The 25,992-nt window shown below is 58.1% G+C and carries 20 protein-coding genes and 3 tRNA genes; 7 read left to right on the top strand and 16 right to left on the bottom strand.

Annotated elements, in window-relative coordinates; all coding sequences use genetic code 11:
* The first annotated feature begins 30 nt into the window (after window positions 1–30).
* The gene (locus tag EDC30_RS00985) at window positions 31–1,587 is read left to right on the top strand and encodes an NAD(P)H-hydrate dehydratase (RefSeq protein ID WP_132256450.1); all 1,557 of its coding nucleotides are present in this window, start codon (window positions 31–33) and stop codon (window positions 1,585–1,587) included.
* Here EDC30_RS00985 and EDC30_RS00980 read toward each other — a convergent pair.
* Window positions 1,556–2,242 (bottom strand): ABC transporter ATP-binding protein, encoded by a 687-nt coding sequence (locus EDC30_RS00980; protein WP_243656599.1) that lies wholly within the window; start codon window positions 2,240–2,242, stop codon window positions 1,556–1,558. The two genes, EDC30_RS00985 and EDC30_RS00980, sit on opposite strands and share 32 nt — an antisense overlap.
* On the opposite strand from EDC30_RS00980, the gene EDC30_RS00975 reads away from it, so the two are divergent.
* Together EDC30_RS00975 and mnmH are read left to right on the top strand one after the other, a co-directional pair.
* Window positions 2,241–2,903: an arylesterase gene (locus tag EDC30_RS00975; protein WP_424446887.1), complete on the top strand. Its 663-nt coding sequence runs from the start codon at window positions 2,241–2,243 to the stop codon at window positions 2,901–2,903. The two genes, EDC30_RS00980 and EDC30_RS00975, sit on opposite strands and share 2 nt — an antisense overlap.
* Before the next feature lie 4 nt (window positions 2,904–2,907).
* Complete coding sequence (mnmH, locus tag EDC30_RS00970; RefSeq protein WP_132256445.1) at window positions 2,908–3,969, top strand: tRNA 2-selenouridine(34) synthase MnmH; 1,062 nt, start codon at window positions 2,908–2,910, stop codon at window positions 3,967–3,969.
* 162 nt (window positions 3,970–4,131) lie between these two features.
* Here mnmH and EDC30_RS00965 read toward each other — a convergent pair whose 3' ends face one another.
* The 12 genes from EDC30_RS00965 to EDC30_RS00910 form a co-directional block, all read right to left on the bottom strand.
* Complete coding sequence (locus EDC30_RS00965; RefSeq protein WP_132256443.1) at window positions 4,132–6,054, bottom strand: SurA N-terminal domain-containing protein; 1,923 nt, start codon at window positions 6,052–6,054, stop codon at window positions 4,132–4,134.
* 77 nt (window positions 6,055–6,131) lie between these two features.
* Window positions 6,132–6,208, bottom strand: a tRNA-Asp gene (locus EDC30_RS00960).
* A gap of 29 nt (window positions 6,209–6,237) precedes the next feature.
* Window positions 6,238–6,313: transfer RNA gene (locus tag EDC30_RS00955), tRNA-Val, on the bottom strand.
* Between the two features lie 126 nt (window positions 6,314–6,439).
* Window positions 6,440–6,712 carry an HU family DNA-binding protein gene (locus EDC30_RS00950; RefSeq protein ID WP_132256441.1) on the bottom strand — a complete coding sequence of 91 codons (273 nt, stop codon included), beginning with the start codon at window positions 6,710–6,712 and terminating at the stop codon, window positions 6,440–6,442.
* Between the two features lie 317 nt (window positions 6,713–7,029).
* The gene (gene lon, locus EDC30_RS00945) at window positions 7,030–9,447 is read right to left on the bottom strand and encodes an endopeptidase La (protein ID WP_132256439.1); all 2,418 of its coding nucleotides are present in this window, start codon (window positions 9,445–9,447) and stop codon (window positions 7,030–7,032) included.
* A gap of 92 nt (window positions 9,448–9,539) precedes the next feature.
* Complete coding sequence (locus EDC30_RS00940; RefSeq protein WP_132256438.1) at window positions 9,540–9,719, bottom strand: hypothetical protein; 180 nt, start codon at window positions 9,717–9,719, stop codon at window positions 9,540–9,542.
* The gene (clpX, locus tag EDC30_RS00935; protein WP_132256436.1) at window positions 9,691–10,956 is read right to left on the bottom strand and encodes an ATP-dependent Clp protease ATP-binding subunit ClpX; all 1,266 of its coding nucleotides are present in this window, start codon (window positions 10,954–10,956) and stop codon (window positions 9,691–9,693) included. The genes EDC30_RS00940 and clpX overlap by 29 nt, the downstream gene beginning before the upstream one ends.
* A gap of 168 nt (window positions 10,957–11,124) precedes the next feature.
* On the bottom strand, window positions 11,125–11,751 hold the full coding sequence (gene clpP / locus EDC30_RS00930) for an ATP-dependent Clp endopeptidase proteolytic subunit ClpP (RefSeq protein ID WP_132256435.1): 627 nt from the start codon (window positions 11,749–11,751) through the stop codon (window positions 11,125–11,127).
* A gap of 31 nt (window positions 11,752–11,782) precedes the next feature.
* Complete coding sequence (gene tig, locus EDC30_RS00925; protein WP_132256433.1) at window positions 11,783–13,132, bottom strand: trigger factor; 1,350 nt, start codon at window positions 13,130–13,132, stop codon at window positions 11,783–11,785.
* 30 nt (window positions 13,133–13,162) lie between these two features.
* Window positions 13,163–13,249, bottom strand: a tRNA-Leu gene (locus EDC30_RS00920).
* 248 nt (window positions 13,250–13,497) lie between these two features.
* Complete coding sequence (locus EDC30_RS00915; protein WP_132256431.1) at window positions 13,498–16,581, bottom strand: efflux RND transporter permease subunit; 3,084 nt, start codon at window positions 16,579–16,581, stop codon at window positions 13,498–13,500.
* Window positions 16,578–17,762: an efflux RND transporter periplasmic adaptor subunit gene (locus EDC30_RS00910; RefSeq protein WP_132257209.1), complete on the bottom strand. Its 1,185-nt coding sequence runs from the start codon at window positions 17,760–17,762 to the stop codon at window positions 16,578–16,580. The genes EDC30_RS00915 and EDC30_RS00910 overlap by 4 nt, the downstream gene beginning before the upstream one ends.
* A 214-nt stretch (window positions 17,763–17,976) precedes the next feature.
* Between EDC30_RS00910 and hpnC the strand changes: the two genes are divergently transcribed.
* The 3 genes from hpnC (at window position 17,977) to hpnE (ending at window position 21,075) form a co-directional block, all read left to right on the top strand.
* The gene (hpnC, locus tag EDC30_RS00905; protein ID WP_132256429.1) at window positions 17,977–18,792 is read left to right on the top strand and encodes a squalene synthase HpnC; all 816 of its coding nucleotides are present in this window, start codon (window positions 17,977–17,979) and stop codon (window positions 18,790–18,792) included.
* 90 nt (window positions 18,793–18,882) lie between these two features.
* Window positions 18,883–19,716, top strand: a complete 834-nt coding sequence (hpnD, locus tag EDC30_RS00900; RefSeq protein ID WP_132256427.1) for a presqualene diphosphate synthase HpnD — start codon at window positions 18,883–18,885, stop codon at window positions 19,714–19,716.
* A 12-nt stretch (window positions 19,717–19,728) separates the two neighbouring features.
* Window positions 19,729–21,075: a hydroxysqualene dehydroxylase HpnE gene (hpnE, locus tag EDC30_RS00895; protein ID WP_132256426.1), complete on the top strand. Its 1,347-nt coding sequence runs from the start codon at window positions 19,729–19,731 to the stop codon at window positions 21,073–21,075.
* Here the strand turns inward: hpnE and thiD are convergent.
* From thiD to alr, 3 genes are all read right to left on the bottom strand, one after another.
* Complete coding sequence (gene thiD, locus EDC30_RS00890) at window positions 21,062–21,922, bottom strand: bifunctional hydroxymethylpyrimidine kinase/phosphomethylpyrimidine kinase (RefSeq protein WP_132256424.1); 861 nt, start codon at window positions 21,920–21,922, stop codon at window positions 21,062–21,064. The genes hpnE and thiD overlap by 14 nt on opposite strands.
* A gap of 95 nt (window positions 21,923–22,017) precedes the next feature.
* Complete coding sequence (gene radA, locus EDC30_RS00885) at window positions 22,018–23,391, bottom strand: DNA repair protein RadA (RefSeq protein ID WP_132256422.1); 1,374 nt, start codon at window positions 23,389–23,391, stop codon at window positions 22,018–22,020.
* Between the two features lie 59 nt (window positions 23,392–23,450).
* The gene (alr, locus tag EDC30_RS00880) at window positions 23,451–24,542 is read right to left on the bottom strand and encodes an alanine racemase (protein ID WP_132256421.1); all 1,092 of its coding nucleotides are present in this window, start codon (window positions 24,540–24,542) and stop codon (window positions 23,451–23,453) included.
* 149 nt (window positions 24,543–24,691) lie between these two features.
* Between alr and lplT the strand changes: the two genes are divergently transcribed.
* Complete coding sequence (lplT, locus tag EDC30_RS00875) at window positions 24,692–25,972, top strand: lysophospholipid transporter LplT (protein ID WP_132257207.1); 1,281 nt, start codon at window positions 24,692–24,694, stop codon at window positions 25,970–25,972.
* The last annotated feature ends 20 nt before the right edge of the window (window positions 25,973–25,992 follow it).

Below are 25,992 nucleotides of genomic sequence, written 5' to 3'. Positions count from 1 at the left end.
TATCCGCTTCGTATTGCTCCAGCGGATGCCATGAATGCACTCTATACCGTCGAGGAAATCCGCCGCATCGAACAGGCGGCCTTATCCACACTGCCCACCGGCACATTGATGCAGCGTGCCGGCGCAGACGCAACGGCGCTTGCGCTTGATTTGCTTGGCACCGCCATGCGTGCCCGCGTGCTGGTGCTCGCCGGGCCTGGCAATAATGGCGGTGATGCCCTCGAAGTCGCGGCTGAACTGGCTGAAGCCGGCAGCGACGTCACTGTCATCCTGTTTGCCGCCCCCAAGAGTCCATCGCCGGAAGCTGGCGCGGCATTGGCAAGAGCCCGCTCCAGCCTGATGAAATTGCTCACTCCGCAGGATGCGGGCAGCATCATCAGCCTGCACACTCAATCCTGGCAACTGGTAATTGACGGCCTGTTCGGCATCGGCCTCATGCGCCCGATCACCGGCGACATGCGCGTCGTGGCGGAATATGTCAATACCTTGAACTGTCCCGTGCTGGCGCTGGACGTGCCCAGCGGACTGGACGCGGATACCGGTGACATCGTAGGTCCCGACGGCATCGCGGTGCAAGCCAGCCACACCATCACTTTCATCGGTGACAAACCTGGCTTGCATACCTGCCACGGGCGCGATTATGCGGGACAAGTCAGCGTCGCCTCCCTGGATATCGACGACGCGTTTTTTCCATCGGCACAAGCATCGCTCAATGACCCAACGATCTTTTCAGATGCCTTGCAACCTCGTCGGCAGAATACCCACAAAGGCAGCTTCGGCGACGTTGCCGTGCTGGGCGGCGCGCATGGCATGCACGGCGCGGCATTGCTGAGCGCGCGTGCGGCCCTCCATTGCGGCGCGGGGCGCGTCTATGCCTGTTTCATCGATGAAGTTTCCGCATTCGATCCGTTGCAGCCGGAAATCATGTGCCGCCCTGCCCTCGAATTCGATTTTACGAATGCCACGGTTGTAGCAGGGCCTGGTGCAGGAAATACTCCGAAAGCCAGACATTTGCTGGAAACGGCCCTCGGCACGGTCATGCCGCTGGTGCTGGATGCGGATGCGCTCAATATCCTCGCCGGCGACAACATCCTGCAGCAGCGACTGTCCAATCGAAATTCTCCAGCCATCATGACGCCCCATCCGCTGGAAGCCGCGCGCCTCTTGGGCGTATCCGCCGGCATGGTGCAGGCGGACCGCCTGGCTGCAGCGCGCCAGCTCGCGGCACGCTTCAACGCGATTGTCGTTCTCAAGGGATCTGGCAGCGTGATTGCCCGCCCGGATGGGATGGTGGCAGTCAACCCGACCGGCAATCCGGCGCTTGCCACGGCTGGCACCGGCGATGTGCTGGCCGGCCTGTGCGGCGCCCTGCTCTCACAAGGTCTGCCAGTATGGGAAGCCGCCCTGGCCGCGGTCTGGCTGCATGGTCATGCCGCCGATGAACTGGTCGATGCCGGCATCGGCCCGGTAGGTTTGACTGCGGGTGAATTGATTCCGGCAATCCGGACCGCGCTCAATCGAACCATTAAGAATGCGCGACAGGATGCCGCGCCGATCACTGCACGAGCCGTCCAGCAGCAATCGTAATCGTACGGGCACAACGCGCCGCGATCGATGGATCGTGCGTCACCAGCACCAGTGTCGAGCCGCGCTCCTTGTTCAGTTCGAACATCAACTGGATCACTGCTTCGCCTGTAGCCGCATCCAGGCTGCCGGTCGGTTCGTCGGCCAGCAGCAGTGGCGGCTCGGTGACGAAGGCGCGCGCGAGCGCCACGCGCTGCTGCTCGCCACCCGACAGGTACTTCGGATAATGCTTCAGTCTTGACGACAGGCCGACGCGTTCGAGCATGGCTTCAGCCTTCGGGCGCGCTTCGCGATCGCCGCGCAATTCCAGCGGTAGCATTACGTTTTCCAGCGCATTCATGTGCGCCACCAGTTGAAAAGACTGGAACACGAAGCCTAGCTTTTCCTTGCGCAGCTGCGCGCGACCATCCTCGTCCAGCGCATAGATATCGATGCCGTCGACCAGAACAGTGCCGGAAGTCGGTGTATCCAGTCCCGCCAGCAATCCCAGCAAGGTGGACTTTCCCGAGCCGGATGCCCCGACAATCGCAAGCGTCGAGCCGGCTTGCACGGTAAAATGGATATCGTTGAGGATCGTCAGTTCACCGGTGGCGTCGGAGACGCGCTTGCACAGATGCGTGACTTCGATAGCGGATCGCAAATTGAAAGGTTCAGTCATGCGCTTTGAAGGATTAATTGGATTACCGTACCCGAAGTGGCGGCAGTGGTTGCGAGCACTGTTGTTGTTGACCTTGGCGCTGCTTGCCTCGCATGCCTATTCTGCATCAAAAACCGTGCTTGTGCTTGGGGATAGTCTATCCGCCGAGTATGGACTCGCACGTGGTAAGGGATGGGTCAATCTTTTGCAGGAACGCCTGCGCGCCGAGAAAATCGATGCCAGGATCATCAATGCCAGCATCAGCGGCGACACCACCAGTGGCGGCGCGGCACGGCTGCCCGCCCTGTTGAAGACACACCGGCCGGATATTCTTATCATCGAACTGGGCGCCAACGACGCCCTGCGCGGTTTGCCGGTTGCTGCTACCGAAGCCAACCTGCGCAGCATGATCAAGGCAGGACAAGCGATCAACGCGAAAGTCATCTTGCTCGGCATGCGTATTCCGCCGAACTATGGCCCCAGCTATGCTGAAAATTTCCATGCGATGTATGGCAAGCTTGCGCGGGAAAACAAGACTGCGCTCGTGCCGTTTTTCCTGGAGGGCATCGCGACGCGCGAAGACATGTTCCAGCCTGACCGCATTCACCCACTCGCTGCCGCTCACCCCATCATGCTGGACAATGTCTGGCCTGTCCTGAAGCCGCTTCTGTTGAAAAAGTAAGTTCATGAAATACCCAGCTCTGCTGCCCTTCGATGACCTCCTGCCGCAACTTGACCAATTCGATACCATCATCGATGCCCGCAGCGAAGGCGAATTTGCCGAAGATCATATCCCCGGCGCGATCAACTGCCCGGTACTCAACAACGAGGAACGCGCACGCGTCGGCACGCTGTACAAGCAGGTAGGCTCCTTCGAAGCCAAACGCGTCGGCGCCGCGATCGTGGCGCGTAACATCTCGTCGCATCTCGAAACCCATTTCGCCGACAAGCCGCGCGACTGGAAACCGCTGGTGTATTGTTGGCGAGGCGGCAACCGCAGCGGTTCGATGGCGCATATCCTTGCAAAAATCGGCTGGCCCGCCATACAACTGGATGGCGGCTACAAGGAATATCGGCGGCATGTCGTCGCGGCGCTGGAAGTAATGCCTCGGCAGTTTGACTTCCGCGTGATCGCGGGTCCGACCGGCAGCGGCAAGAGCGAGTTGCTGCGCACGCTAGAACAGGAAGGCGCGCAAGTGCTCGACCTCGAAAAAATGGCGTCACACCGTGGTTCGGTGCTGGGAAGTATTCCGAGTCAGCCCCAGCCGACGCAAAAGTCATTCGAAAGCGCCATCTGGCATGCGCTTCGCCGCTTCGACCCGGCTCGTCCCATATTCGTGGAATCGGAAAGCAAGAAGGTCGGCAGCGTACGCGTGCCGGAAGCGCTGATGGAATGCATACGTGCGTCACCCTGCATCGCGGTTTCTCTGTCCATGACTGACCGCGTGGCGCTGCTCATGCGCGAATACGTGCATTTCGTGGCGGACCCCGATGCCCTGAACCGGCAGCTGGACTGCCTGCTGCCGCTGCATGGACGAGACAACCTGCAACGCTGGCACGAGATGGCCAAATCTGGCGCCATGCAGCCACTGGTGGAAGAATTGCTGGTACGGCATTACGATCCCGCCTATCTTCGTTCCATCAGCAGGAATTTCGCGCGTTATACAGAAGCGCGCGACATCAGTCTGCCGGATATTTCACCGAAGAGCTTTGTCGCCGCTGCGCGCGAATTAATGACGCAGGAGTGATGGTCAATATTGACTGACTCGCCATTCTGCAAATGATTGCCTGAATGTCGAATATTGCATTCCATCCGTATAGCGACATTAAGAGAAGGACAGCCATGATAAGCCGCCCGCCAGGCGTAAAAAAACCGCTCCTCAAGAGCGGTTTTTTATTTGGCATACAAATTATTCTGCCGTATCGGTTTTGGCCTGCTCAACGGGCTTGAGCAACTTCACCTTGGCCCGTTGCTTGAGCGCCTGCACATACGCCGCAGTTTCCTGTTGCGCCACGATACCGGAAATCTGCTGCGCTTCAGCCTGGCGACGTGCGGCATCCGCTGCTGCCGGCTGCATGACTTTGGTGATGCGATACACGGCGTATCCCTGTTGCGGCAATTCGGCGCCGGCATAGCTTGGCAGCTTGCTGGAATCAGCCTTCATGATCGCCTGCAGCGACGTTGCATCCAGGTCTTCGCGCTTATTGCGCGACACTACCTTGGCAGGACCAAAGCCCGACGCATCATCCTTGGCCTTCAGGGCCGCCAGCTTGGCTTCACCGGCCTGCTGCGCGAGCTTCGCCGCCTCTTCCTGGATCACACGCTCGCGAATGCCAGCCTTGACCTCATCGAACGGACGCTTGGAAGCCGGCTTGTGCGAAACGATACGGCCGGCAATCAGCGTATTCGGCGCAACCTCGATCGCTTCCGAATTGCGCTTGTTCTTGACGACGTCGTCCGAGAACAAGGCGGTCAGGAATTTCTGGTTGTTGAATGGCGCTTTCTGACCAACCGCCGGATCTGCCTGGCGCGTTACGTTTGCAGCCGTCTCGACCTTCAATCCGAGCTTGTCGGCAGCCGGCTTCAGGCTATCGGCTTGCTCGTACACGGTATCCCGGAAGGTCTCCGCCATCTCGGAAAACTTCTTCGTCGATTGCTGCTTCTTGATATCCGCAGCGATCTCTCCCTTGACCTCTTCAAGCGGCTTGACCGAGCCCGGCTTGATGCCGGTTACCTTGATGATGTGGTAGCCGAAATCGGATTGCACCAGGCCGCTGATTTCACCTTCCTTCAGCTTGTATGCAGCATCTTCGAAAGGCTTGACCATCATGCCCGGACCAAAGAATCCGAGATCGCCGCCCTTTTCCGCCGAGCCCGGATCATCCGAATTTTCCTTGGCGAGCTTGGCAAAGTCATTCGGATTCTGTTTGAGTTGGGCCAGCACTTTTTCAGCCTTGGCACGCGCGGCCTGCTTGTCCGCTTCCGACGCATCCTTCTTCACGCCGATGAGGATATGGCTGGCGCGGCGCTGCTCGTCCACCGAATAGCGCTTCTTGTTTTGCTCGTAATACGACTTGATGTCGTCATCAGACACCTTGATCTGCGCTTCGGCGGCGGCCTGATTCAGGACCACATATTCAATATTCGCCTGCTCGGGAATGGCAAACTGGCTGGCGTTCTTATTGTAGTAATCCTGCAGCTGTTGATCGGTGACCTTGACCTGTGAAACATAATCGGCAGGCTTGAACAGCATTTGCTGCACTTCGCGTTCCTGCTGCGCGATATCCGACACGCGCGCCGAGACCGATTGCGGTGCGAATGCGCTGTCCTGCACCGCCGCTGTGAGCTGCTGCACGGCCAGATCGTGGCGCAGACGCGCCTCAAAGGAAACCGGCGTCATGCCTTGCATGGCAAGCAGCGACTTGTAACGGTCGTTATCGAACTTGCCATCCGGTGTGGTCAGGCCTTCCATGCCCAGAATGGTTTGCTGCACAGCCTGGTCGGATGGCGCCAGGTTGTTGCGCGCGGCTTCGGCAGCCAGCGCGCGCTGCGAGATCAGGCTGTCGAGCAGGTTCTTGCGCTGTTCGGGCGTGTCGAACATTTTCGGATCGAACTGCGTGCCAAGCATCTGGCGGTATTGATCCATCTGCCGGCGCATGGCTTCGTCGAATTCTGCCTGAGTGATTTTCTGGCCGGCGACTTTTGCAACGGCGTCTTCGCCCTGCTGAAAACGCGTGTAACTTTCCAGGCCAAAGAAAGCGAAGGAAGGAAAAATGAACAACAGCAGAAGAAACTGCATCAGCCGTTGGTGGGTGCGGACAAAATCAAACATGTTCAACCTATCCCGTACAGATTGCGTAACCGCATCGCATATGAAAAAAGGCGAACTTGCGTTCGCCTTTTTGTGTTTGGCGGAGCGGACGGGGCTCGAACCCGCGACCCCCGGCGTGACAGGCCGGTATTCTAACCAACTGAACTACCGCTCCAAAATCCTGCTCATTTGTTTGACTGTATTTGGTGGGTGCTGAGAGGCTCGAACTCCCGACCTACGCCTTGTAAGGGCGCCGCTCTACCAACTGAGCTAAGCACCCGACACCTGCTTAACCAGCCAAACTGCAGCGCTAGTCACCGCGCCGCGAGGAAGACGTAATTATACACGATCTTCCAAATCCTGCTACTGGTAAATTTCGTTTTTTACCACTCGCCAGATCAATGAATTAGTTGATGGCGTCTTTCAAGCCCTTGCCCGGCTTGAACTTCGGAACCTTGGCTGCCTTGATCTTGATCGCTGCGCCGGTTTGCGGGTTGCGGCCGGTACGTGCAGCGCGCTTGCCAACCGAGAAAGTACCGAAACCAACCAGGGTCACGGTGCCGTTTTTCTTCAGAGTGGTTTTTACAGCGCTGACCATTGCATCCAGTGCACGGCCTGCGTCAGCCTTGGACAGATCGGCAGATTCAGCAATGTGATCGATCAGTTCGGATTTATTCATTTACGCCCCCCTCGCTAGATTAAATTTCTCTGCAGGTGTTAGCCACTCAATATGGTCTTGCACTTGCCGCAGAGCACGGAAAACAGAAGCACGTATTAAACAAGTCGCTAGGTTTTGTGTCAAGAGATTTACAATCTGCAACACTCTGGGAGCGCGATTTTTTGGGCTTTTTCGCGATTATCGTGTTCTACAAAGTAGATCATCGCTCAATAGCTTGGCAGCATATCGAGCATGATGCGACCTCTCGATGGGCACGCGCAGATTAGACGCGCAATAAAAAAGCGCTCCGAAGAGCGCTTTTTTTCAAGCCGATCCGATCAGTGCTTGACGACTGTAGTGTCAGACGACTCGCCAGTCTTGGCAGCAGCCGCCTCGACGGCCGGTTCCTCATCCGGCAACGGAGCCGGTTGACGCTCCAGCGCAATTTCCAGCACCTTGTCGATCCAGCGCACCGGGACAATTTCAAGCTTGTTCTTGACGTTGTCCGGAATATCCGCGAGATCCTTGACGTTCTGCTCGGGGATCAGCGCGGTCTTGATGCCGCCGCGATGCGCCGCCAGCAGCTTTTCTTTCAGACCGCCGATCGGTAGCACCTCGCCGCGAAGCGTGATCTCGCCAGTCATCGCCACGTCGCAACGCACCGGGATGCCGGTGAACACCGATACCAGCGCCGTGGTCATGGCGATACCCGCAGAAGGTCCATCCTTTGGCGTTGCTCCTTCGGGCACGTGGATGTGGATATCGCTCTTGTCGAACACATCGCTCTTGATGCCGAGCGACTTGGCGCGACTGCGCACGACAGTGCGTGCTGCCTCGATCGATTCCTTCATCACGTCGCCGAGGGTACCGGTGCGAATCACGTTGCCTTTACCTGGCATGCTCATCGCCTCGATGGTCAGCAGCTCGCCGCCCACTTCGGTCCAGGCCAGGCCGACCACCTGACCGATCTGGTTTTCCTTCTCGGCCACGCCGAAATCGAATCGGCGCACACCCAGAAACTTGTCCAGATTTTTCGGCGTGACGGTGATCTTCTTCTCCTTCTCCTGCTTTTTCAGCAGCAGCATCTTCACCACCTTGCGGCAGATCTTGGAGATTTCGCGTTCAAGCGAACGCACGCCAGCTTCACGCGTGTAGTAACGGATGACGTCGCGGATCGCGGCTTCGGACACGCTGATCTCGTCTTCCTTCAAGCCGTTGGTCCTGATCTGCTTGGGCAACAGGTAACGCTGGGCTATGCTGGTCTTCTCGTCTTCCGTATAACCGGACAGGCGGATGACTTCCATGCGGTCCAGCAGGGCCGGCGGAATATTGAACGAGTTCGAGGTCGCCACGAACATCACATCCGACAAGTCGAAATCGACTTCGATGTAATGGTCCGAGAAGGTATGGTTCTGCTCGGGATCCAGCACTTCCAGCAAGGCCGACGACGGATCGCCGCGGAAGTCCATGCCCAGCTTGTCGATCTCGTCAAGCAGGAACAGCGGATTGCGCACGCCGACCTTGGTCAGGCTCTGCAGGATCTTGCCCGGCATCGAACCGATATAGGTGCGGCGATGACCGCGGATCTCAGCTTCGTCACGCACGCCGCCGAGCGCCATGCGCACGTATTTGCGGTTGGTCGCGCGCGCGATCGACTGGCCCAGCGAAGTCTTACCGACGCCCGGAGGACCGACGAAGCACAAAATCGGCGCCTTCAGTTTGTCGACGCGCTGCTGCACGGCGAGATACTCGAGAATGCGTTCCTTGACCTTCTCCAGGCCATAGTGCTCGTCTTCCAGCACCTTCTCGGCATTGGCGAGATCGTTGTTGACCTTGGATTTTTTCTTCCATGGCAGGTTGGCGATCGTCTCGATGTAGTTGCGCACGACGGTGGCTTCGGCCGACATCGGCGACATCATTTTCAGCTTCTTGAGTTCGCTCTGGGCCTTGTCGCGGGCTTCCTTGGGCATCTTGGCGGCGATGATCTTTTTCTCGAGTTCTTCGAGATCTGCACCCTCCTCGCCTTCGCCCAGTTCCTTCTGGATGGCCTTGACTTGCTCGTTCAGGTAATACTCGCGCTGCGATTTTTCCATCTGGCGCTTGACGCGGCCACGGATGCGCTTTTCCACCTGCAGGATATCCAGTTCGCCTTCGAGCTGGCCGAGCAGATGCTCATAGCGCTTGGCGATGTTGAAGATTTCCAGGATGACCTGCTTCTGTTCGAGCTTGAGCGGCAGATGCGCGGCGATGGTGTCGGCCAGGCGGCCTGCATCGTCGATGCCTGCCAGCGACGTCAGAATTTCAGGCGGGATCTTCTTGTTCAGTTTGACATACTGGTCGAACTGCTGAACGATCGCGCGGCGCATCGCCTCGACTTCGGATTCATCGCCGATTTCCGATTCGACCGGAGAGAGCTCAGCAATGAAGTGGCTTTCGGTGTCGCGGATCTGGTGAATACGGGCACGCTGCGCGCCTTCGACCAGCACTTTGACCGTACCGTCCGGCAGCTTCAGCATTTGCAAAATATTGGCAATGCAGCCGATTTCATAAATGTCATCAGCCGATGGCTCATCCTTGGCGGCGGCTTTCTGCGCTGCCAGCATGATGCTCTTGCCCTGCTCCATGGCAGCTTCGAGCGCCTTGATGGATTTTGGGCGACCGACGAAGAGCGGGATAACCATGTGCGGAAAAACTACGACGTCCCGCAAAGGCAAAAGCGGCAATTGGGTATGTTCGGTTTGATTGGTTGTCGTCATGGCGAGCCTTATCAAGAAGATGTAGTTGATGTTGGCACGATCTGAAAAAACACAAGGCCCTGCATCAATATTCGTCCATTTAAAGTTGGAAACTAATCAATAAAAAAAGCCACACGCGAGGTTACCCACGGGTGGCTTTGCGATGGAAGCCCAAATGTTTGTTGTTTCGGCAAATTGTACTGCTTTTGAGCAAAAAAGGTTTGAAAACCGTATTTTTTCAAGGTTTTTGAAATTATTGCCTCATTATGCGCCGGAAACTTTAGGTTGTTCATGGTAAATCATTAATGGTTTTGCGCCGTTAGTAATCGTATTTTCATCAATCACTACCTTGGCAACATTCTGCTGACTTGGCAATTCATACATCACATCTAGCAAGGCATGCTCCAGGATAGAACGCAAACCCCGCGCGCCAGTCTTGCGAGCCAATGCCTTCCTGGCTATGGCATGTAAGGCAGCCGGGCGCACTTCCAGTTCCGCACCTTCCATTTCCAGCAACTTCGCATACTGCTTGATCAAGGCATTCTTGGGTTCAAGCAATATTTGGATCAGCGCTTCTTCATTGAGTTCACTCAAAGTCGCAACAACCGGCAAACGCCCCACCAATTCCGGGATCAAACCGAACTTGATCAGGTCTTCCGGCTCCGTATCCATCAGCATAGCGCTGGCATCACGCTCGCTCTGACTCTTGACGCTGGCGCCGAAGCCGATTCCGCTCTTTTCGGAACGGTTGGAGATAATCTTGGCAAGACCGTCAAATGCGCCACCGCAGATGAACATGATATTGGTGGTATCGATCTGCACGAAATCCTGGTTCGGATGCTTGCGGCCACCTTGCGGCGGCACCGAAGCCATGGTGCCTTCGATCAGCTTCAGCAAGGCTTGCTGCACGCCTTCACCTGAAACGTCGCGCGTGATGGAAGGGTTATCCGACTTACGCGAAATCTTGTCGATCTCATCGATATAGACAATGCCTTTCTGCGCCTTCTCGACTTCGTAATTGCAGTTCTGCAAAAGCTTCTGGATGATGTTCTCGACATCTTCACCGACATAGCCGGCTTCCGTCAGCGTGGTGGCATCCGCAATAACGAAGGGAACATTCAGCATGCGAGCCAACGTCTGCGCCAGCAAGGTCTTGCCGGAACCGGTCGGGCCAACCAGCAGGATATTGCTCTTCGCCAGCTCGACTTCATCTTTCTTGCCGAAGTGCTTCAGACGCTTGTAATGGTTGTACACCGCTACCGACAGGATGCGTTTTGCTGCCTCCTGGCCGATGACGTACTGATCCAGCATGTCGCAGATTTCCTGCGGTGTCGGCAGATCGGACTTCTGGTCACCGACGGACTCCACGCTGGCTGCCTCATCACGGATGATGTCATTGCACAGGTCGATACACTCGTCGCAGATAAAGACCGAAGGTCCGGCGATAAGCTTCTTCACCTCGTGTTGGCTCTTACCGCAAAACGAGCAATACAGGAGTTTCTCGCCGCTGGAAGATTTTTTGTCAGACATAAGACTAAATGGATGGATATGGTGATTCGATATTACCCGTGAATGAAAAATCCATCACGAGACAGCGCAAAAAACCGACAGGTGCGTGCGCCTATATAGGATAGTAAAGCAAAAACGCCCGAATCGTACATCGTCCGGGCGTTTGTGGCTTACCAGAAACGAAATGGCTTACGCTCGGCTGGTCAGAACCTTGTCGATCATGCCGTAGTCGACTGCCTGATCGGCCGACATGAAGTTATCACGCTCGGTATCTGCGCGAATTTTCTCGATCGGCTGACCAGTTTTTTCCGACAGGATATGATTCAGACGATCACGCAGATACAGAATCTCGCGCGCCTGAATCTCGATATCGGTAGCCTGCCCCTGGGCGCCGCCCAGCGGCTGGTGAATCATGATACGCGAATTCGGCAGCGAGAAGCGCTTGCCCTTGGCGCCGGCAGCCAGCAGGAATGCGCCCATGGACGCTGCCAAACCGGTGCACAAGGTCGATACGTCAGGCTTGATGAACTGCATCGTATCGAAAATTGCGAGGCCGGCCGAAACCGAGCCTCCGGGAGAGTTGATGTACAGGGAGATATCCTTGTCCGGGTTTTCGCTCTCCAGGAACAGCATCTGCGCCACGATCAGGTTGGCCGTATGGTCGTTGACCGGGCCGACCAGGAAAATCACGCGTTCCTTCAGCAGGCGCGAGTAAATATCATAGGCGCGCTCACCGCGCCCGCTTTGCTCGATCACCATCGGCACCATGCCGAGCATTTCGGTGTCGAGTGCGGAGTTTCCAGTCATGCGTGTCATCTAGCTTCCTTTATGGAGAGCAATCCGCGCTTTAGGCCTGCGCGTTATTGCCCATCAATTCATCAAACTCGACCGTCTTGTCGGTCACCTTGGCTTTGCCCAGGACATAGTTGACGACGTTTTCTTCCAAAACAAGGGCCTCAACTTCAGCCAGGCGACGACGGTCACCAAAATAATACTTCACCACTTGCTGCGGGTCTTCGTAACTTTGCGCGAATTCCTCGACTTGTGCCTTGACCTGTTCGGGGGTTGCCTGCAAGTTATTAGCCTTGACCAGTTCGGCCAGGATCAAACCCAGGCGCACGCGACGTTCGGCTTGCGGCTTGAACAGCTCCGGCGGGAACGGCACGTTACCGACATTCATGCCGCGCTGTGCCATATCCTGACGTGTCATCTCGGATATGCGCTCGACTTCCTGGTCCAGCAGTGCGTTCGGCACTTCCAGTTCGGATGCTTTGATCAGCGCATCCATCACGCTATCCTTGGTCTTGGCCTTGGCGCGGTTGTTGACTTCACGCTCCAGGTTGGCCTTGATGTCGGCGCGCATCTTGGCCAGGTCGCCATCGGCGATGCCCAAAGACTTGGCGAATTCGGCATCGACTTCCGGCAGGTGAGCCCACTCGAGCTTCTTCAGGGTAATGGTGAATTCGGCGGTTTTGCCAGCCACATCCTTGCCGTGATAATCCTCCGGGAAGGACAGCGGGAAAGTCTTGGACTCACCGACCTTCAGGCCGATAGTGGCGGCTTCGAATTCCGGCAGCATGCGGCCTTCGCCGAGCACGAACGGATAGTCTTCAGCCTTGCCGCCGGCGAATTCCACGCCATCGATCTTGCCGACGAAGTCGACAGTCACGCGGTCGCCGTTCTGGGCAGTCTGGTCCGGACCGCCGTCGCCGTGCGCGCCTTGCTCGCCCTTGACGTGGTAGTGCACGCGCTGCTTGCGCAGGATGTCGATAGTCTTGTCGATTTCAGCATCGCTCACCGGCGAGGAAACCTTTTCCACTTCGGCAGCGGACAGGTCGCCAAGCTTCACTTCCGGATAGACTTCGAAAGTCGCGTCGAAAGCGATCATGCCTTCCGGCGCGCCTTCGCTGCCTTTCGGCTCGATCTTCGGGAAGCCGGCAACACGCAGGTTGTTGGCATTGGTTGCTTCATTGAAGGCGCGGCCAATCTTGTCGTTCAGGACTTCGGATTCAACCTGGTAGCCATATTGTTGGGCGACCATTTTCATCGGCACTTTGCCCGGACGGAAACCAGGAGCCTTGGCAGTGCGCGCACGCACCTTCAGGCGTTTTTCCACTTCCTGTTTGACTTCCTCGACAGGAACGGTCAGGGTGATGCGGCGCTCGAGCTTTTCCAGGGTTTCAACTGCAGTTGCCATGTGAATCGTCCAATAAATGAATTAATACTGTGGTGCGAGGAGGGGGACTCGAACCCCCACACCATTGCTGGCGTCAGGACCTAAACCTGGTGCGTCTACCAATTTCGCCATCCTCGCGGGATGATCTGTGAGCTGAGCCAAATAACAAGGGGCGACCCTGAAGTGAACCCTGGTCGCCCCGTCGGAGCCTGGGACAAATGCCGCAGTCTCGAAGCCGTTGTTATTGGCTCTTCAACTTCAACCCGGCATTTTACTGGATTTTTTCTCCAATTGCCTGTTTTTTGACATACGCGCGCTCACTGCGCTTTATCGCAACGACAATAAGCGAGTTGCTTCGTCACTTGCACGATTGGCGGGCGTATCGTTTACCGCGGTTTCTTAACCCGGAACCACGCCGCATACAAGGCCGGCAGGAACAACAGCGTCAGGCCGGTCGCGATGATCAGACCACCCATGATCGCCACTGCCATCGGCCCCCAGAACACCGAACGCGACAGCGGAATCATCGCCAACACGGCGGCCGCAGCCGTCAGGATGATCGGACGGAAGCGCCGCACCGCCGATTCGACGATCGCAATCCAAGGCGGACTGCCTGCAGCAATGTCGTGCTCGATCTGATCGATCAGGATCACGGAATTACGGATGATCATGCCGAACAGGGCAATCACGCCCAGTTGGGCCACGAAGCCGAACGGACGTTGCAGCAGCAGCAAGGCAAGCGCCGCGCCCGCCACGCCAAGCGGGCCAGTCAGGAATACCAGCACGGAGCGCGAAAAGCTGTGCAACTGGAGCATGAGCAGCGTAAAGATAATAAAGATCACCAGCGGCACATTGGCGGCAATCGATTCCTGCGCCTTGCCGCTATCGGCAGCAGCACCGGCCAGTTCGATGCGGAAGCCGGCTGGCAATTCCGCGCGCAAATCTGCCAGCTGCGGCTCGATCTGGCTGGAGACCGTCGGCCCCTGAATGCCGTCGATGACATCGGATTGCACGGTCACTGCCCATTCCCTGCCCTCGCGCCACACCACACCCGGCTCCCACACGAAGTGAGCTCGCGCCAGTTGCGACAGCGGCACGGTCCTGCCACTGGCAGTCTGCATGTTCGCTTCATTGAATGCACTGATGGTGGCCCGCTCCTCGACGGGCTGGCGCGCCACGATATCGATCAGCTTATCGCCCTCGCGGAACTGCCCGATGGTGCTGCCCGACAGGATCGTATTGGCTGCGCGCATGACGGCCTGGGAACTGACGCCCAGTGCACGCATGCGGTCCTGGTCCAGGTCCAGGCGCAATACCTTGATCGATTCGTTCCAGTTATCGTTTACGCCCACCGTATTCGGATTGGCGCGCATGATTTCCTTGACCTGGTCCGCAATGGCGCGCACCTTCTCCACATTGTCACCGCTAACGCGGAATTGCACGGGGTATGGTACAGGCGGACCGTTAGGCAGCAGCTTCACGCGGCCGCGCACTTCGGGAAAGTCTTCCTTGAACACCTCGACGATCTTATCCCGCAAGGCTGCACGAGCTGCCAGGTCCTTCGGCAGGATGACGAATTGCGAGACGTTCGTCTGCGGGAAGATCTGGTCCAGCGGCAGATAAAAACGCGGGCTGCCGGTGCCGACATAGGCCGTGACGCTCTTGACGCCTTCCTGGCGCAGCATGAATGCCTCGAATTTCTTGGCTTGGGCTTCGGTTGCCTGGAATGACGAGCCTTCCGGCAGCCACATTTCGACCAGCAATTCGGGGCGGCTGGAATCCGGGAAGAATTGCTGCTCGATGAATTTGAAACCGAATACGCCCAGGGCGAAGATCGCCAGCGTCAGGACGATGGTCGTCTTGCGCCATTCGACGCACCAGTTCACCAGGGCGCGGAAGCGCGTGTAAAACGGCGTGTCGAACAATTCGTGATGCCCATCCGCGCCCGCAGCGGGCTTCACCTTCAACAGGATGTAGCCGATGTACGGCGTAAACAGCACGGCAACGAACCAGGAAATCAGGAGCGCCAGCGCATTCACCGAAAACATGGAGAAGGTGTATTCGCCAGCCGCCGACTTGGCCAGGCCGATCGGCAAAAAGCCTGCGGCGGTAATCAGCGTACCGGTCAGCATGGGCATGGCCGTGGACGTGTAGGCAAAGGTCGCGGCATCGAAGCGTGACAGCCCCTCCTCCATTTTCCGCACCATCATTTCGACGGCAATGATCGCGTCATCCACCAGCAAGCCCAGCGCAATGATCAGCGCGCCCAGCGAAATCTTGTGCAGGTCGATGCTGAAGATATGCATGAACAGGAAAGTCACCGCCAGCACCAGCGGGATGGTCAACGCCACCACCAACCCGGGGCGCACATCGAGGCGCAGTGGCTTGGTATGCAGACCGAGTGCAATGAAGCTGACCGCCAGCACGATGAAGACAGCCTCGGCCAGGACTTTCAAGAACTCATTCACCGAAGACGCCACGATTTCCGGCTGGTTCGATACCCGCTCCAGTTCGATACCCACCGGCAGTTTGGCCTTGAGCTCGTTGGCCGTGGCTTCGAGGTTCTTGCCGAGACGGATGATGTCGCCGCCCTTTTCCATCGATACGCCGAGGCCGATGACTTCCTTGCCATTGAAGCGCATCTTGTCTTGCGGAGGATCCTTGTATTCGCGCCTGATGGTGGCGAAGTCTCCCAGGCGGAAAGTCGTGCCATTGGCGCGCAGCTCCAGGTTTTCCAGGTCCTTGACGGTTTGCAGGGCGCCGCTGACGCGTATCTGCAGATTATCCGTCGGCGTGGCCAGTACGCCGCTGGCTTCCACCGCGTTTTGCGTGTTCAACTGCGACACGATGGCATCGAAGGGAATGCCCAGTTGCGCGAACTTCTTGTGCGAGAACTCGATGTTGATTTTTTCATCCTGCACGCCATACAACTCGACCTTGGAGACCGAGGGCACCTTCAGCAATTGCTGGCGCACGAAGTCGGCATAGTCCTTGACTTCCGCATAAGAAAAGCCATCGCCGGACAACGCAAAGATGGTGCCGAAGGTGTCGCCGAATTCATCGTTGAAGAATGGGCCGACAACTCCGGACGGCAGGGTATTGCGGATATCGCCGATCTTCTTGCGCACCTGATACCAAGCGCCCGGCGTTTCCTTGGGCGGGGTCGATTCTCGAAGCTGCAGGATGATGAGCGTCTCGCCCGGCTTGGAATAGCTGCGGATCTTGTCGATATACGGCGTTTCCTGCAGCTTCTTTTCCAGCTTGTCCGTCACCTGGTCAGCCATTTGCAAGGCGCTGGCGCCCGGCCAGTAAGCCCGCACGACCATGGCGCGGAAGGTGAACGGCGGGTCTTCATCCTGGCCCAGCTTGCTATAGCCGAGCACGCCGCCCAAGATCAGGACGACGATCAGGTAACGCGTCAGCGGAATGTGTTCAAGCGCCCAGCGCGAGAGGTTGAAACCACCTTTCATTTGCCGGCTCCAGCGCCATTGCCAGACGAGGTAGCCACCGACGTTCCAGCATTCTCTTCATCGAGAATTTTGACTTTTTGCCCGGGTTTCAAGAGGTTGACCCCGGCTGTCACCACGCTCTGTCCCGGCGCAATTCCGCCCGCAATCAGCACATCGTTGCCTGCAGGGCCGGCCAGTTGCACCGGCACCGGTTTGACCGCGCCATTTTCCACGACCCACACGGCGGAGCCGTTTTTATCCTGGAATATGGCAGTCAGCGGCAACCTGAGCATCGCTTGCGGACTTGCGGAGGCAAATGTCACATAGGCCGTCATGCCCAGCTTGACGCCGGCTGGTGCATCAGGAATGGCGACCCGGGCGGTATAAGTCCGCGTGGCCGGATCGGCCATTGGCGCGATTTCGCGGATCTTGCCTTTGAAGACGGCGTCAGGCATGGCCCAGATCCTTACCTTGACATCGCTAATTCGGCGCAATGCATCGACCTTGTCTTCCGGGATGCCGATGACAATCTCCTTCTCACCGGCTTGGGCCAGGCGCAGCACGGGCGTACCCGCTGCGACCACCTGCCCGACTTCGGCATCGATGCCCGCGACTACACCATCCGCGTCCGCGACCAGCGTGGCATAGCCAGCCATATTGGACTGGCTGCGATAGGCCGCCACGGCCTGGTCGTAACTGGCCCGGGCGGCAAGATAGGCTGTGTTTTTGCTGTCCAGTACAGCCTGGCTGACGAAATTCTTTTCCCGTAATTCCTGATAACGCGCCAGTTCTGCTTTGGCCAACTGATAATTGCTTTCCGCCGCCTTCAGGCCGGCGTTGGCCTGCGCCTGTGCCAGTTGCAAGTCCTGCGGATCCAGCTGCATCAGCACTTGCCCGCGCTTCACCGTCGCGCCGACATCGACCTTGCGCGAGATGATCTTGCCGCCGACCCGAAAACCAAGCCTCGACTCCACGCGCGGCCTGACTTCACCCGGGAATTCGGCAATCACATCGACCGGCTTGGCCGCGGTGCGAATGACCCGCACTGGGCGTACTTCTTCCACCTTGGGCGCCGGCTTGGAGCAACCTGCCAGCGACAATGCCAGTGCGGTGGCCAGCATCGATGCGACTATCGATATCTCTTTACGGCTGAAAAATGAAAGTTTGAGCGAAGAAGACGCCAGGATCGGTGAACGGATCATCTTGATCACGATTTTTCCTTTACCATGCGGGCTGGAAACGATATACAAAAATTAATGGTGACGCAGATCGAGACGGGCCTCTTTGCACCAAGGCCATTAATCGCATCACTTCTGGAGCCAATCTTAATTACTGACTTGTAAGTTATTAATAATTATAAAGTCGCCTACTTTGCTTGTATATGACTTTTTAGTCAGTTACGAAAATATTGTCTGCATGCCTGTCAATCATTACGAAAATTTTCCCGTCGCCTCCGTCTTGCTGCCCCAAAGGCTGCGCCCTGCCGTCGCGGCGATCTATGCCTTTGCCCGCAGCGCGGACGACCTGGCCGACGAGGGAGAAGTCACACCCCAAGAACGGCTAGACGCCCTCGCCACCTATGTCAAGGCACTGGATCGCATCGAACGCAAGGAGCGAATGGAAGACCCGATGTTTGCCGCGCTGGCAAAAGTCGTGGAGGAATATCGCCTTCCCTTGCAACCGTTTCGCGACCTGATTTCCGCCTTTCAGCAAGACGTGGTGATGAAGCGGTATGCGGACTTCGGCAGTCTGCTGGATTACTGCCGGCGCTCGGCCAACCCTGTCGGCGTGCTCATGCTGCATCTCTACGGCGCTGCCGATGCCCGCAATATTGCGCAGTCCGATGCGATCTGCAGCGCCCTGCAGCTGATTAACTTCTGGCAGGACGTGGCGATCGACTGGACCAAGGAGCGAATCTACCTGCCGCAGGAGGATTTGAAGCGCCATGGCGTGACGGAAGACGATATTGCCGCCGGACTCGATACGCCGGCATGGCGGAGTTTGATGACATTCGAAGTCGAGCGCGCCCGCACCATGATGCTGGCCGGCGCACCGCTGGCACTACGACTGCCGGGACGCATCGGCTGGGAATTGCGACTCGTGGTCCAGGGCGGCTTGCGCATACTCGAACGCATAGAAGCCAATCAATATGACGTATATCGCCGTCGGCCGAAACTGGGAAAAAAAGACTGGCTCATCATGGCGTGGCGCAGTCTCCGCATGCGGACGTAATGGCGCACCTTTCCAAAATCAATTTGGCCGCCCGCATCCAATTCGGCTAGCATAGCGCCTTTGTCTAGCAGCCTACTTCATTATTCATTCATGTCGCCTGACGATTATTGCCAAGAAAAAGCCGCCAAGAGCGGATCGAGCTTTTATTACAGCTTCCTGTTCCTGCCACCGGATCGTCGCCGTGCGATCACCGCGCTGTACGCGTTTTGCCGCGAAGTCGACGACACGGTAGACGAGTGCACCGATGCGAGCGTCGCGCGCAACAAGCTGATCTGGTGGCGCAAGGAAGTGACGGCGATGCTGAATGGCAGTCCGACTCATCCGGTCACCAAGGCATTGCAGCCGCACATGGCGACGTTTTCCCTGGACGGCAAACATCTACTGGCGATCATCGATGGCATGGAGATGGACCTGGACCAGACCCGCTATCTGGATTATCCCGGCTTGCAACGCTATTGCTGGCACGTGGCCGGTGTCGTTGGCATCCTGTCGGCCAGCATTTTCGGTCATACCCAGCCGCAGACGCTGCAGTATGCAGAAAAACTGGGGCTGGCATTCCAGCTGACGAATATCATCCGCGACGTCGGTGAAGATGCCAGAAAGGGACGCATTTACTTGCCCGTGAATGAACTGCAGCAGTTCAATGTGACGGCTGCCGATATCCTGAATGCGCGCCATAGCGATCGTTTTGAAAATCTCATGCGCTTCCAGGTGGAGCGGGCCCAGAAGGTTTACGATGAAGCCTTCGCCCTGCTTCCGGATGCGGATCGCCGGGCCCAGCGCCCAGGGCTGATCATGGCGTCGATTTACCGTACCCTGCTCGATGAAATCGAGCGTGATGGCTTTCATGTGCTGAATCAGCGCATCTCTCTCACGCCGATCCGCAAGCTGTGGCTCGCCTGGAAGACCTATGTGCGAGGTTAGGCAAACGCACGCATGAAGTCTTCAGCGCGAAAAGTTGCCGTGATCGGCGCCGGCTGGGCCGGTTGTGCGGCAGCGGTCGAAGCCAGCCGCCGCGGCCATCAAGTCACGCTATTCGAACGCGCCCGCACTCTGGGTGGACGCGCTCGCGCGGTCGAACTGAACGGTATGCTGCTCGACAATGGCCAGCACATCCTGCTGGGCGCCTATCGGGAAACGCTGCGACTGATGCAAACCGTCGGCATCAAGGCTACGGATGCATTCCTGCGCCTGCCGCTGCAGATGCGCTATGCGCCGGATTCCGGCGGCATGGATTTCCTCGCACCGCGCCTGCCGGCGCCGCTGCACTTGCTGGCGGCGCTGCTGCGTGCCAAGGGCCTTGCTCGTGAAGACAAGCTGGCGCTGGCGCGCTTTTCCAGCACGGCGCGATGGATGGGCTGGCAACTCCATACCGACTGCACCGTGGCGGAATTGCTGGAACGTTTCGACCAGACCGACCGCCTGGTCCGCCTGATGTGGAACCCGCTGTGCATTGCCGCACTCAATACGCCGCCGCAACGGGCCTCGGCGCAGGTTTTCCTGAATGTCTTGCGCGACAGCCTGGGCGCGCGCCGCGCGGCTTCCGATATGCTGCTGCCGCGCGTCGATCTCACCTCGATGTTCCCGCAACATGCGGCTGCCCATGTGGAAAAGGCCGGTGGCAGCGTCTACACTGGCTGCACGGTGAATGCCATTTCCCCGGCCGGCGAAGCTGCCGAGGCCGGCTGGACGCTGCAGACCAATGGCGGTGGCGGTGCCGCATCAACGCAGCATTTTGATGCAGTGATTATCGCCACCGACCCCGGGCGCGCCGCCGAACTGCTGGCAGCACTTCCCGGTGCGCCGCCCCTGCCCGCTTTCGAACATGAACCCATCACCACCTGTTACCTGCAATACGATGCGAGCCTCCGACTGTCACAGCCCTTCCTGGCGCTGATTGATGATGCAGAAAGCGGCAACTGGGGACAATTCGTGTTCGATCGCGGCCAGCTGGTGGCAAACCAGGCCGGTTTGCTGGCGGTAGTGGTCAGCACCTCGGCGCTGGCGGTCGCATCGGAACAGGAGAACTTGAGTGCAGCGGTGGCACGGCAGCTGGCCGAAACCTTGCGGCAGCCTGAATTGCTGAAGCCACATTGGAGCAAGGTGATTTCGGAAAAGCGCGCAACCTTTGTCTGCACGCCGGCGCTGACACGGCCAGCGATCGAGACAGGTTTAAGCAATCTGTTTTTGGCGGGCGATTATGTGGCGAGCGATTATCCTGCCACGCTCGAATCTGCGGTGCAGAGTGGCGTAGCGGCAGCCAAGCTGATCAAGACCCGATAGGAATTTTCTTCGTCGCCGACGCGCTCCAACCGTGATTCAAGGGGCCGTGCCCCTGCCCGGTTTGCACATCCGCGCCTTCCGCAATCGCCTGCAGGATGTAACGATGCGCCAGCTTCACCGCCTTGGGCAGATTATGCCCCAGTGCCAGATGACAGGCGATTGCAGAGGACAATGTGCAACCGGTGCCGTGGGTATTGAAGCTGGCGATACGCCGGTGCGACAAGCGCAGATGCGGTTGACCGCGCTGTAGTAGTACATCCATCACTTCCTCACCCGGCAGGTGTCCGCCCTTCAGCAACACGGCTGACGCGCCGAGCGCCAACAGATCGATTGCAGCCGAGTCCAGTTCATCCCTGCCTTGCAACGGTCTGCCCAGCAACAGGGCCGCCTCGTCCAGATTAGGCGTAATCACCGTAACCAGGGGGAAGAGCTGGCGTACCAGCACACCTACCGTTTCCGGCGTGATCAGGCGGTCACCATTGATTGCCACCATCACCGGATCCAGCACCACGTGTTGCCACTCATAGCGTCGGATCGCATCAGCCACTACCTCAACCACTTCGGGGTCGTGCAGCATGCCGATCTTGACGGCATCGACGCCGATATCGGTAGCGACCGCATCGATCTGCGCCGCCAGCATGGCAGGCGGGATAGCGTGGATGTCATGGACGCCGCAAGTGTTTTGCGCAGTGATGGCGGTAATCGCGGTCATGCCATAGCAACCGAGCGCGGCAAAGGTTTTCAGATCGGCCTGAATGCCGGCGCCGCCGCCACTGTCGGAGCCGGCAATGCTCAATAGGCGCGCGTAACGCAAGGATTGCTTCGGGAGCTCTTCTTTATTCAGCATGTCGTGCTGTTTCACCGTTTATTCTTTTGCATGATTTGTCGGCTTCATATGGCGATGCTCTCAAGTGACATTGAGCCTATCCATATGGCGCGCGTCTATAGATCAGTATTGCGAATCTTGTCGAGCGCCTCGTCGATACGCTCGACGCCAATAATGGTCAAGCCTTCGATTTTCTGTTTCGGCGCGTTCGCCTTGGGAATCATGGCAATGGAAAATCCGAGCTTGGCGGCTTCCTTCAACCTTTCCTGGCCACGCGGCGCCGGGCGAATCTCGCCGGCCAGGCCCACCTCGCCGAATACTGCCAGGCCGCGCGGCAAGGGCTTGTTGCGCATCGAGGATTGAATCGCCAGCAAGACAGCAAGGTCGGCTGCAGGCTCGGTGATCTTGACGCCGCCCACTGCATTGATGAACACATCCTGGTCGAAAGCCGCCACGCCGGCATGACGATGCAATACCGCCAAGAGCATCGCCAGGCGGTTCTGTTCCAGGCCGACCGACAGCCGGCGCGCGTTGGGCACGTGTGAGGTATCGACCAAAGCCTGGATTTCCACCAGCAAGGGACGCGTGCCTTCCTGCGTCACCATCACGCACGAGCCCGCCACCTGGTTGTCGTGCTGGGACAAAAACAGCGCCGAAGGGTTGGACACACCCTTCAAGCCTTTTTCCGTCATCGCGAAAACACCCAGCTCATTCACCGCGCCGAAGCGGTTCTTGAACGCGCGCACCAGGCGGAAGCTGGAATGGGTATCGCCCTCGAAGTACAGCACCGTGTCGACGATATGTTCGAGCACGCGTGGCCCGGCCAGCGCGCCTTCCTTGGTGACATGGCCGACCATGATGATGGTGATGCCGGATTGCTTGGCCACGCGCGTCAACTGCGCCGCGCATTCGCGCACCTGCGCCACCGAGCCCGGCGCCGATGTCAGCGCATCCGAATACAGCGTCTGGATCGAATCGATCACCGCCACTTGCGGTTTATGCTCAGCCAAAGTGGCAAGAATCTTTTCGAGCTGGATCTCAGCCTGCAGCTTGAGCTCCTGCGCCTCAACGGCCAGGCGCTTGGCGCGCAGCGCAATCTGCGCGCCGGACTCTTCGCCGCTGACGTACAGCACCTTCTTGACACGCGACAGATTGGCCAGCGCCTGCAGCAATAGCGTGGACTTGCCGATGCCCGGATCACCGCCGATCAGCACCACGCCGCCCGCCACCAGTCCGCCGCCGAGCACGCGGTCGAATTCCTCGATGCCAGTGGAAAAACGCGGCACATCCGCCGCTTCGATATCGGCAAGTGTCAAAACAGGCGTCGCCTGCGCCAGGCCCTGCGGCTGCGACGAGAACCGGTTGACGCCGGATTCCACCACGGTCTCGACCAGCGTATTCCACTGGCCGCAATTCGGACATTGTCCGGCCCACTTGGCGGTCACGCCACCACATTCGGTACAGGTGTAATTGGTCTTTGCCTTGGCCATGTCAACAATCCGCTATCAATTCGACAACCGCGCTATTCTTCAGCTGCGATCACTTGCGCCTAGCCGTCATCGCGCTCAACCACGCGTACCCGTTGCGCCAGCGCGCACATCAATTCATAACCCACCGTGCCGGCGGCATTGGCCACTTCATCGATCGGCAAGCCCTCGCCCCAGAGCGTGACCTCGCTGCCGATGCCGGCACCCGGAATGCCCGTCAGGTCGACGCTGATCATATCCATCGACACAGTTCCAAGCAGACGGGTGCGTACGCCATTCACCAGTACAGGCGTGCCGCTCGGGGCATGGCGGGGGTAACCGTCGGCATAGCCGCAGGCCACTACACCGGCCGTCATCGGACCGCTGGCGGTGAAACGGCTGCCGTATCCGACAGCATCGCCGGCAGTAATATGTTGAACACCGATGATGCGGCTGGTCAGACTCATCGCCGGGCGCAAGTCGAATTGTTCGGCGCTGCGCGCGCCGGGAGTGGCGCCATACAACATGATGCCCGGCCGGATCCAGTCGGCAATCGCCTGCACTTCCGGATGCATCAGGGTGCCCGCCGAGTTCGATAAACTGCGCGGCCCCGCCAGTCCCTCGGTGGCGCGACTGAAGCGTGCCACCTGCTCGGCCAGCGGCATGCCGGGATTATCGGCGTCCTCTGCATTGGCAAAATGGGTCATCATGCCGATTTGTCCAATGCCCGGGATGGCGCGCAGACGTTCATAAACGGCACGAATCACATCAGGCTTGAAACCCAGCCGGTTCATCCCGGTGTTGAGCTTGATGTGGACATCAATCGGTTTCGCCGGGCGCGACTCTTCGAGCATGCGAATCTGGTCATCGCAATGAACGGCGATATCCAGGCCGTATTCCGCGACGACTTGCATGTCAGCCAACTCGAACACGCCTTCGAGCAAGAGGATGGGCTTTTGCCAACCCCATTCGCGCAGGCGCACGGCGCCTTCAATTTCGATCAGGGCAAGTCCGTCCGCATCGGCGAATCCGCGCATGCCGCGCGCCAGTCCATGTCCATAGGCATTGGCCTTGACCACTGCCCATGCTTTCGATTGCGGCGCGCATCGCTTCGCCACAGTCAGATTATGTCTTAACGCAGAAATATCGATGGTGGCAAGCAGCGGACGGGACATGGAAGCAGATAAAAAACAGGCAAAGGAATGAAGAAGCGCCCTCCATTTTACCGGACTGGGAAAATCGGGTACGCATCAAATTGGGGATATAGGCCGCTTTTCATGGTATAAACCCAGCGGTAGACACATTGCAGAATTTTGACATGCGAATGAATCGCGGGTTTTACACCATCATGGCGGCGCAGTTTTTTTCCTCGCTTGCCGACAATGCCCTCCTGATCGTAGCCATTGCAGTATTGACACTCATGAATGCGCCGGAGTGGATGACCCCACTCCTGAAACTGTTTTTCGTCCTGTCTTACGTCGTGCTGGCAGCCTTCGTCGGCGCCTTTGCTGACTCGATGCCCAAAGGCCGTGTCATGCTGGTTACCAATCTGGTCAAGATATTCGGTTGCGGACTTATGTTCGTCAATGTCCATCCGCTGGTGGCCTATGGCGTGGTGGGCCTCGGCGCCGCCGCGTATTCTCCGGCGAAGTACGGCATCCTGACGGAACTGCTGCCGCCGGAAAAGCTGGTGGCCGCCAACGGCTGGATCGAAGGTTTGACCGTATCGTCGATCATCCTTGGCACCGTGCTGGGTGGCGCGCTCGTCAATCCGCATGTCTCCAGTTATCTGCTTGCCTTCGACTTCCCTTTCATTAGCACGGGCATCGACACGCTGGCGGAATCTGCGCTGGCGGTGATCATGGTGTTCTACCTCGCTGCATCTCTTTTCAATTTTCGCATTCCCGACACCGGCGCCCGCTATAAGGCACAGCAGCGCAATCCGATCCGTCTATTGTCCGATTTCTCCACTTGCTGCACCACGCTTTGGAAAGATCGTCTCGGCCAGATTTCGCTGGCCGTTACCACGCTGTTCTGGGGCGCCGGCGCCACGTTGCAGTTCATCGTCCTGAAATGGGCGGAACATTCGTTGAATATGCCGCTGGACAAAGCGGCAACCATGCAAGGGGTTTTTGCCGGCGGGGTGGCAGTGGGCGCGGTTGCCGCAGCCCGTTTCGTTCCGCTGAAAAAATCGCTGAGCGTGATGCCGCTCGGGGTTGCCATGGGCATTACCGTCATGACCATGACGCTTGTGCAATCGGTATGGCTTGCCTATCCCCTGCTAATCCTCGTTGGCGCCCTGGCCGGCTATTTCGTCGTGCCGATGAACGCGCTGCTGCAGCACCGTGGCCATATCCTGATGAGCGCCGGCCACTCGATCGCCGTGCAGAATTTCAATGAAAATCTTTCCGTTCTGAGCATGCTGATATTGTATGCCCTCATGATCAAGGCAAACTTCAACATCAATGTGGTCATTATCCTGTTCGGCAGTTTTGTCGCCAGCATCATGCTGATGATCATGCGCCGTCACGCAGCGAACCAGCGCGAGCACGATTCGCTTGCCTTGATCGGCGAGCACAAGCCGCTTGGCGAGGAAAGCCACTGAACCTGACAAGCCAACGGCAA

The organism is Paucimonas lemoignei (assembly GCF_004342585.1).
GTDB lineage: Bacteria > Pseudomonadota > Gammaproteobacteria > Burkholderiales > Burkholderiaceae_D > Paucimonas > Paucimonas lemoignei.
This window is presented reverse-complemented; position numbering and strand designations above follow the sequence as displayed.

What these genes read in the sequence shown, in the direction of transcription:
- EDC30_RS00985 (WP_132256450.1), top strand. Translation starts at nt 31, where the DNA reads ATGAATGCACTCTATACCGTCGAGGAAATCCGCCGCATCGAACAGGCG.
- EDC30_RS00975 (WP_424446887.1), top strand. Translation starts at nt 2,241, where the DNA reads ATGCGCTTTGAAGGATTAATTGGATTACCGTACCCGAAGTGGCGGCAG.
- EDC30_RS00980 (WP_243656599.1), bottom strand. Translation starts at nt 2,242, where the DNA reads ATGACTGAACCTTTCAATTTGCGATCCGCTATCGAAGTCACGCATCTG.
- mnmH (WP_132256445.1), top strand. Translation starts at nt 2,908, where the DNA reads ATGAAATACCCAGCTCTGCTGCCCTTCGATGACCTCCTGCCGCAACTT.
- EDC30_RS00965 (WP_132256443.1), bottom strand. Translation starts at nt 6,054, where the DNA reads ATGTTTGATTTTGTCCGCACCCACCAACGGCTGATGCAGTTTCTTCTG.
- EDC30_RS00950 (WP_132256441.1), bottom strand. Translation starts at nt 6,712, where the DNA reads ATGAATAAATCCGAACTGATCGATCACATTGCTGAATCTGCCGATCTG.
- lon (WP_132256439.1), bottom strand. Translation starts at nt 9,447, where the DNA reads ATGACGACAACCAATCAAACCGAACATACCCAATTGCCGCTTTTGCCT.
- EDC30_RS00940 (WP_132256438.1), bottom strand. Translation starts at nt 9,719, where the DNA reads ATGAACAACCTAAAGTTTCCGGCGCATAATGAGGCAATAATTTCAAAA.
- clpX (WP_132256436.1), bottom strand. Translation starts at nt 10,956, where the DNA reads ATGTCTGACAAAAAATCTTCCAGCGGCGAGAAACTCCTGTATTGCTCG.
- clpP (WP_132256435.1), bottom strand. Translation starts at nt 11,751, where the DNA reads ATGACACGCATGACTGGAAACTCCGCACTCGACACCGAAATGCTCGGC.
- tig (WP_132256433.1), bottom strand. Translation starts at nt 13,132, where the DNA reads ATGGCAACTGCAGTTGAAACCCTGGAAAAGCTCGAGCGCCGCATCACC.
- EDC30_RS00915 (WP_132256431.1), bottom strand. Translation starts at nt 16,581, where the DNA reads ATGAAAGGTGGTTTCAACCTCTCGCGCTGGGCGCTTGAACACATTCCG.
- EDC30_RS00910 (WP_132257209.1), bottom strand. Translation starts at nt 17,762, where the DNA reads ATGATCCGTTCACCGATCCTGGCGTCTTCTTCGCTCAAACTTTCATTT.
- hpnC (WP_132256429.1), top strand. Translation starts at nt 17,977, where the DNA reads ATGCCTGTCAATCATTACGAAAATTTTCCCGTCGCCTCCGTCTTGCTG.
- hpnD (WP_132256427.1), top strand. Translation starts at nt 18,883, where the DNA reads ATGTCGCCTGACGATTATTGCCAAGAAAAAGCCGCCAAGAGCGGATCG.
- hpnE (WP_132256426.1), top strand. Translation starts at nt 19,729, where the DNA reads ATGAAGTCTTCAGCGCGAAAAGTTGCCGTGATCGGCGCCGGCTGGGCC.
- thiD (WP_132256424.1), bottom strand. Translation starts at nt 21,922, where the DNA reads ATGCTGAATAAAGAAGAGCTCCCGAAGCAATCCTTGCGTTACGCGCGC.
- radA (WP_132256422.1), bottom strand. Translation starts at nt 23,391, where the DNA reads ATGGCCAAGGCAAAGACCAATTACACCTGTACCGAATGTGGTGGCGTG.
- alr (WP_132256421.1), bottom strand. Translation starts at nt 24,542, where the DNA reads ATGTCCCGTCCGCTGCTTGCCACCATCGATATTTCTGCGTTAAGACAT.
- lplT (WP_132257207.1), top strand. Translation starts at nt 24,692, where the DNA reads ATGAATCGCGGGTTTTACACCATCATGGCGGCGCAGTTTTTTTCCTCG.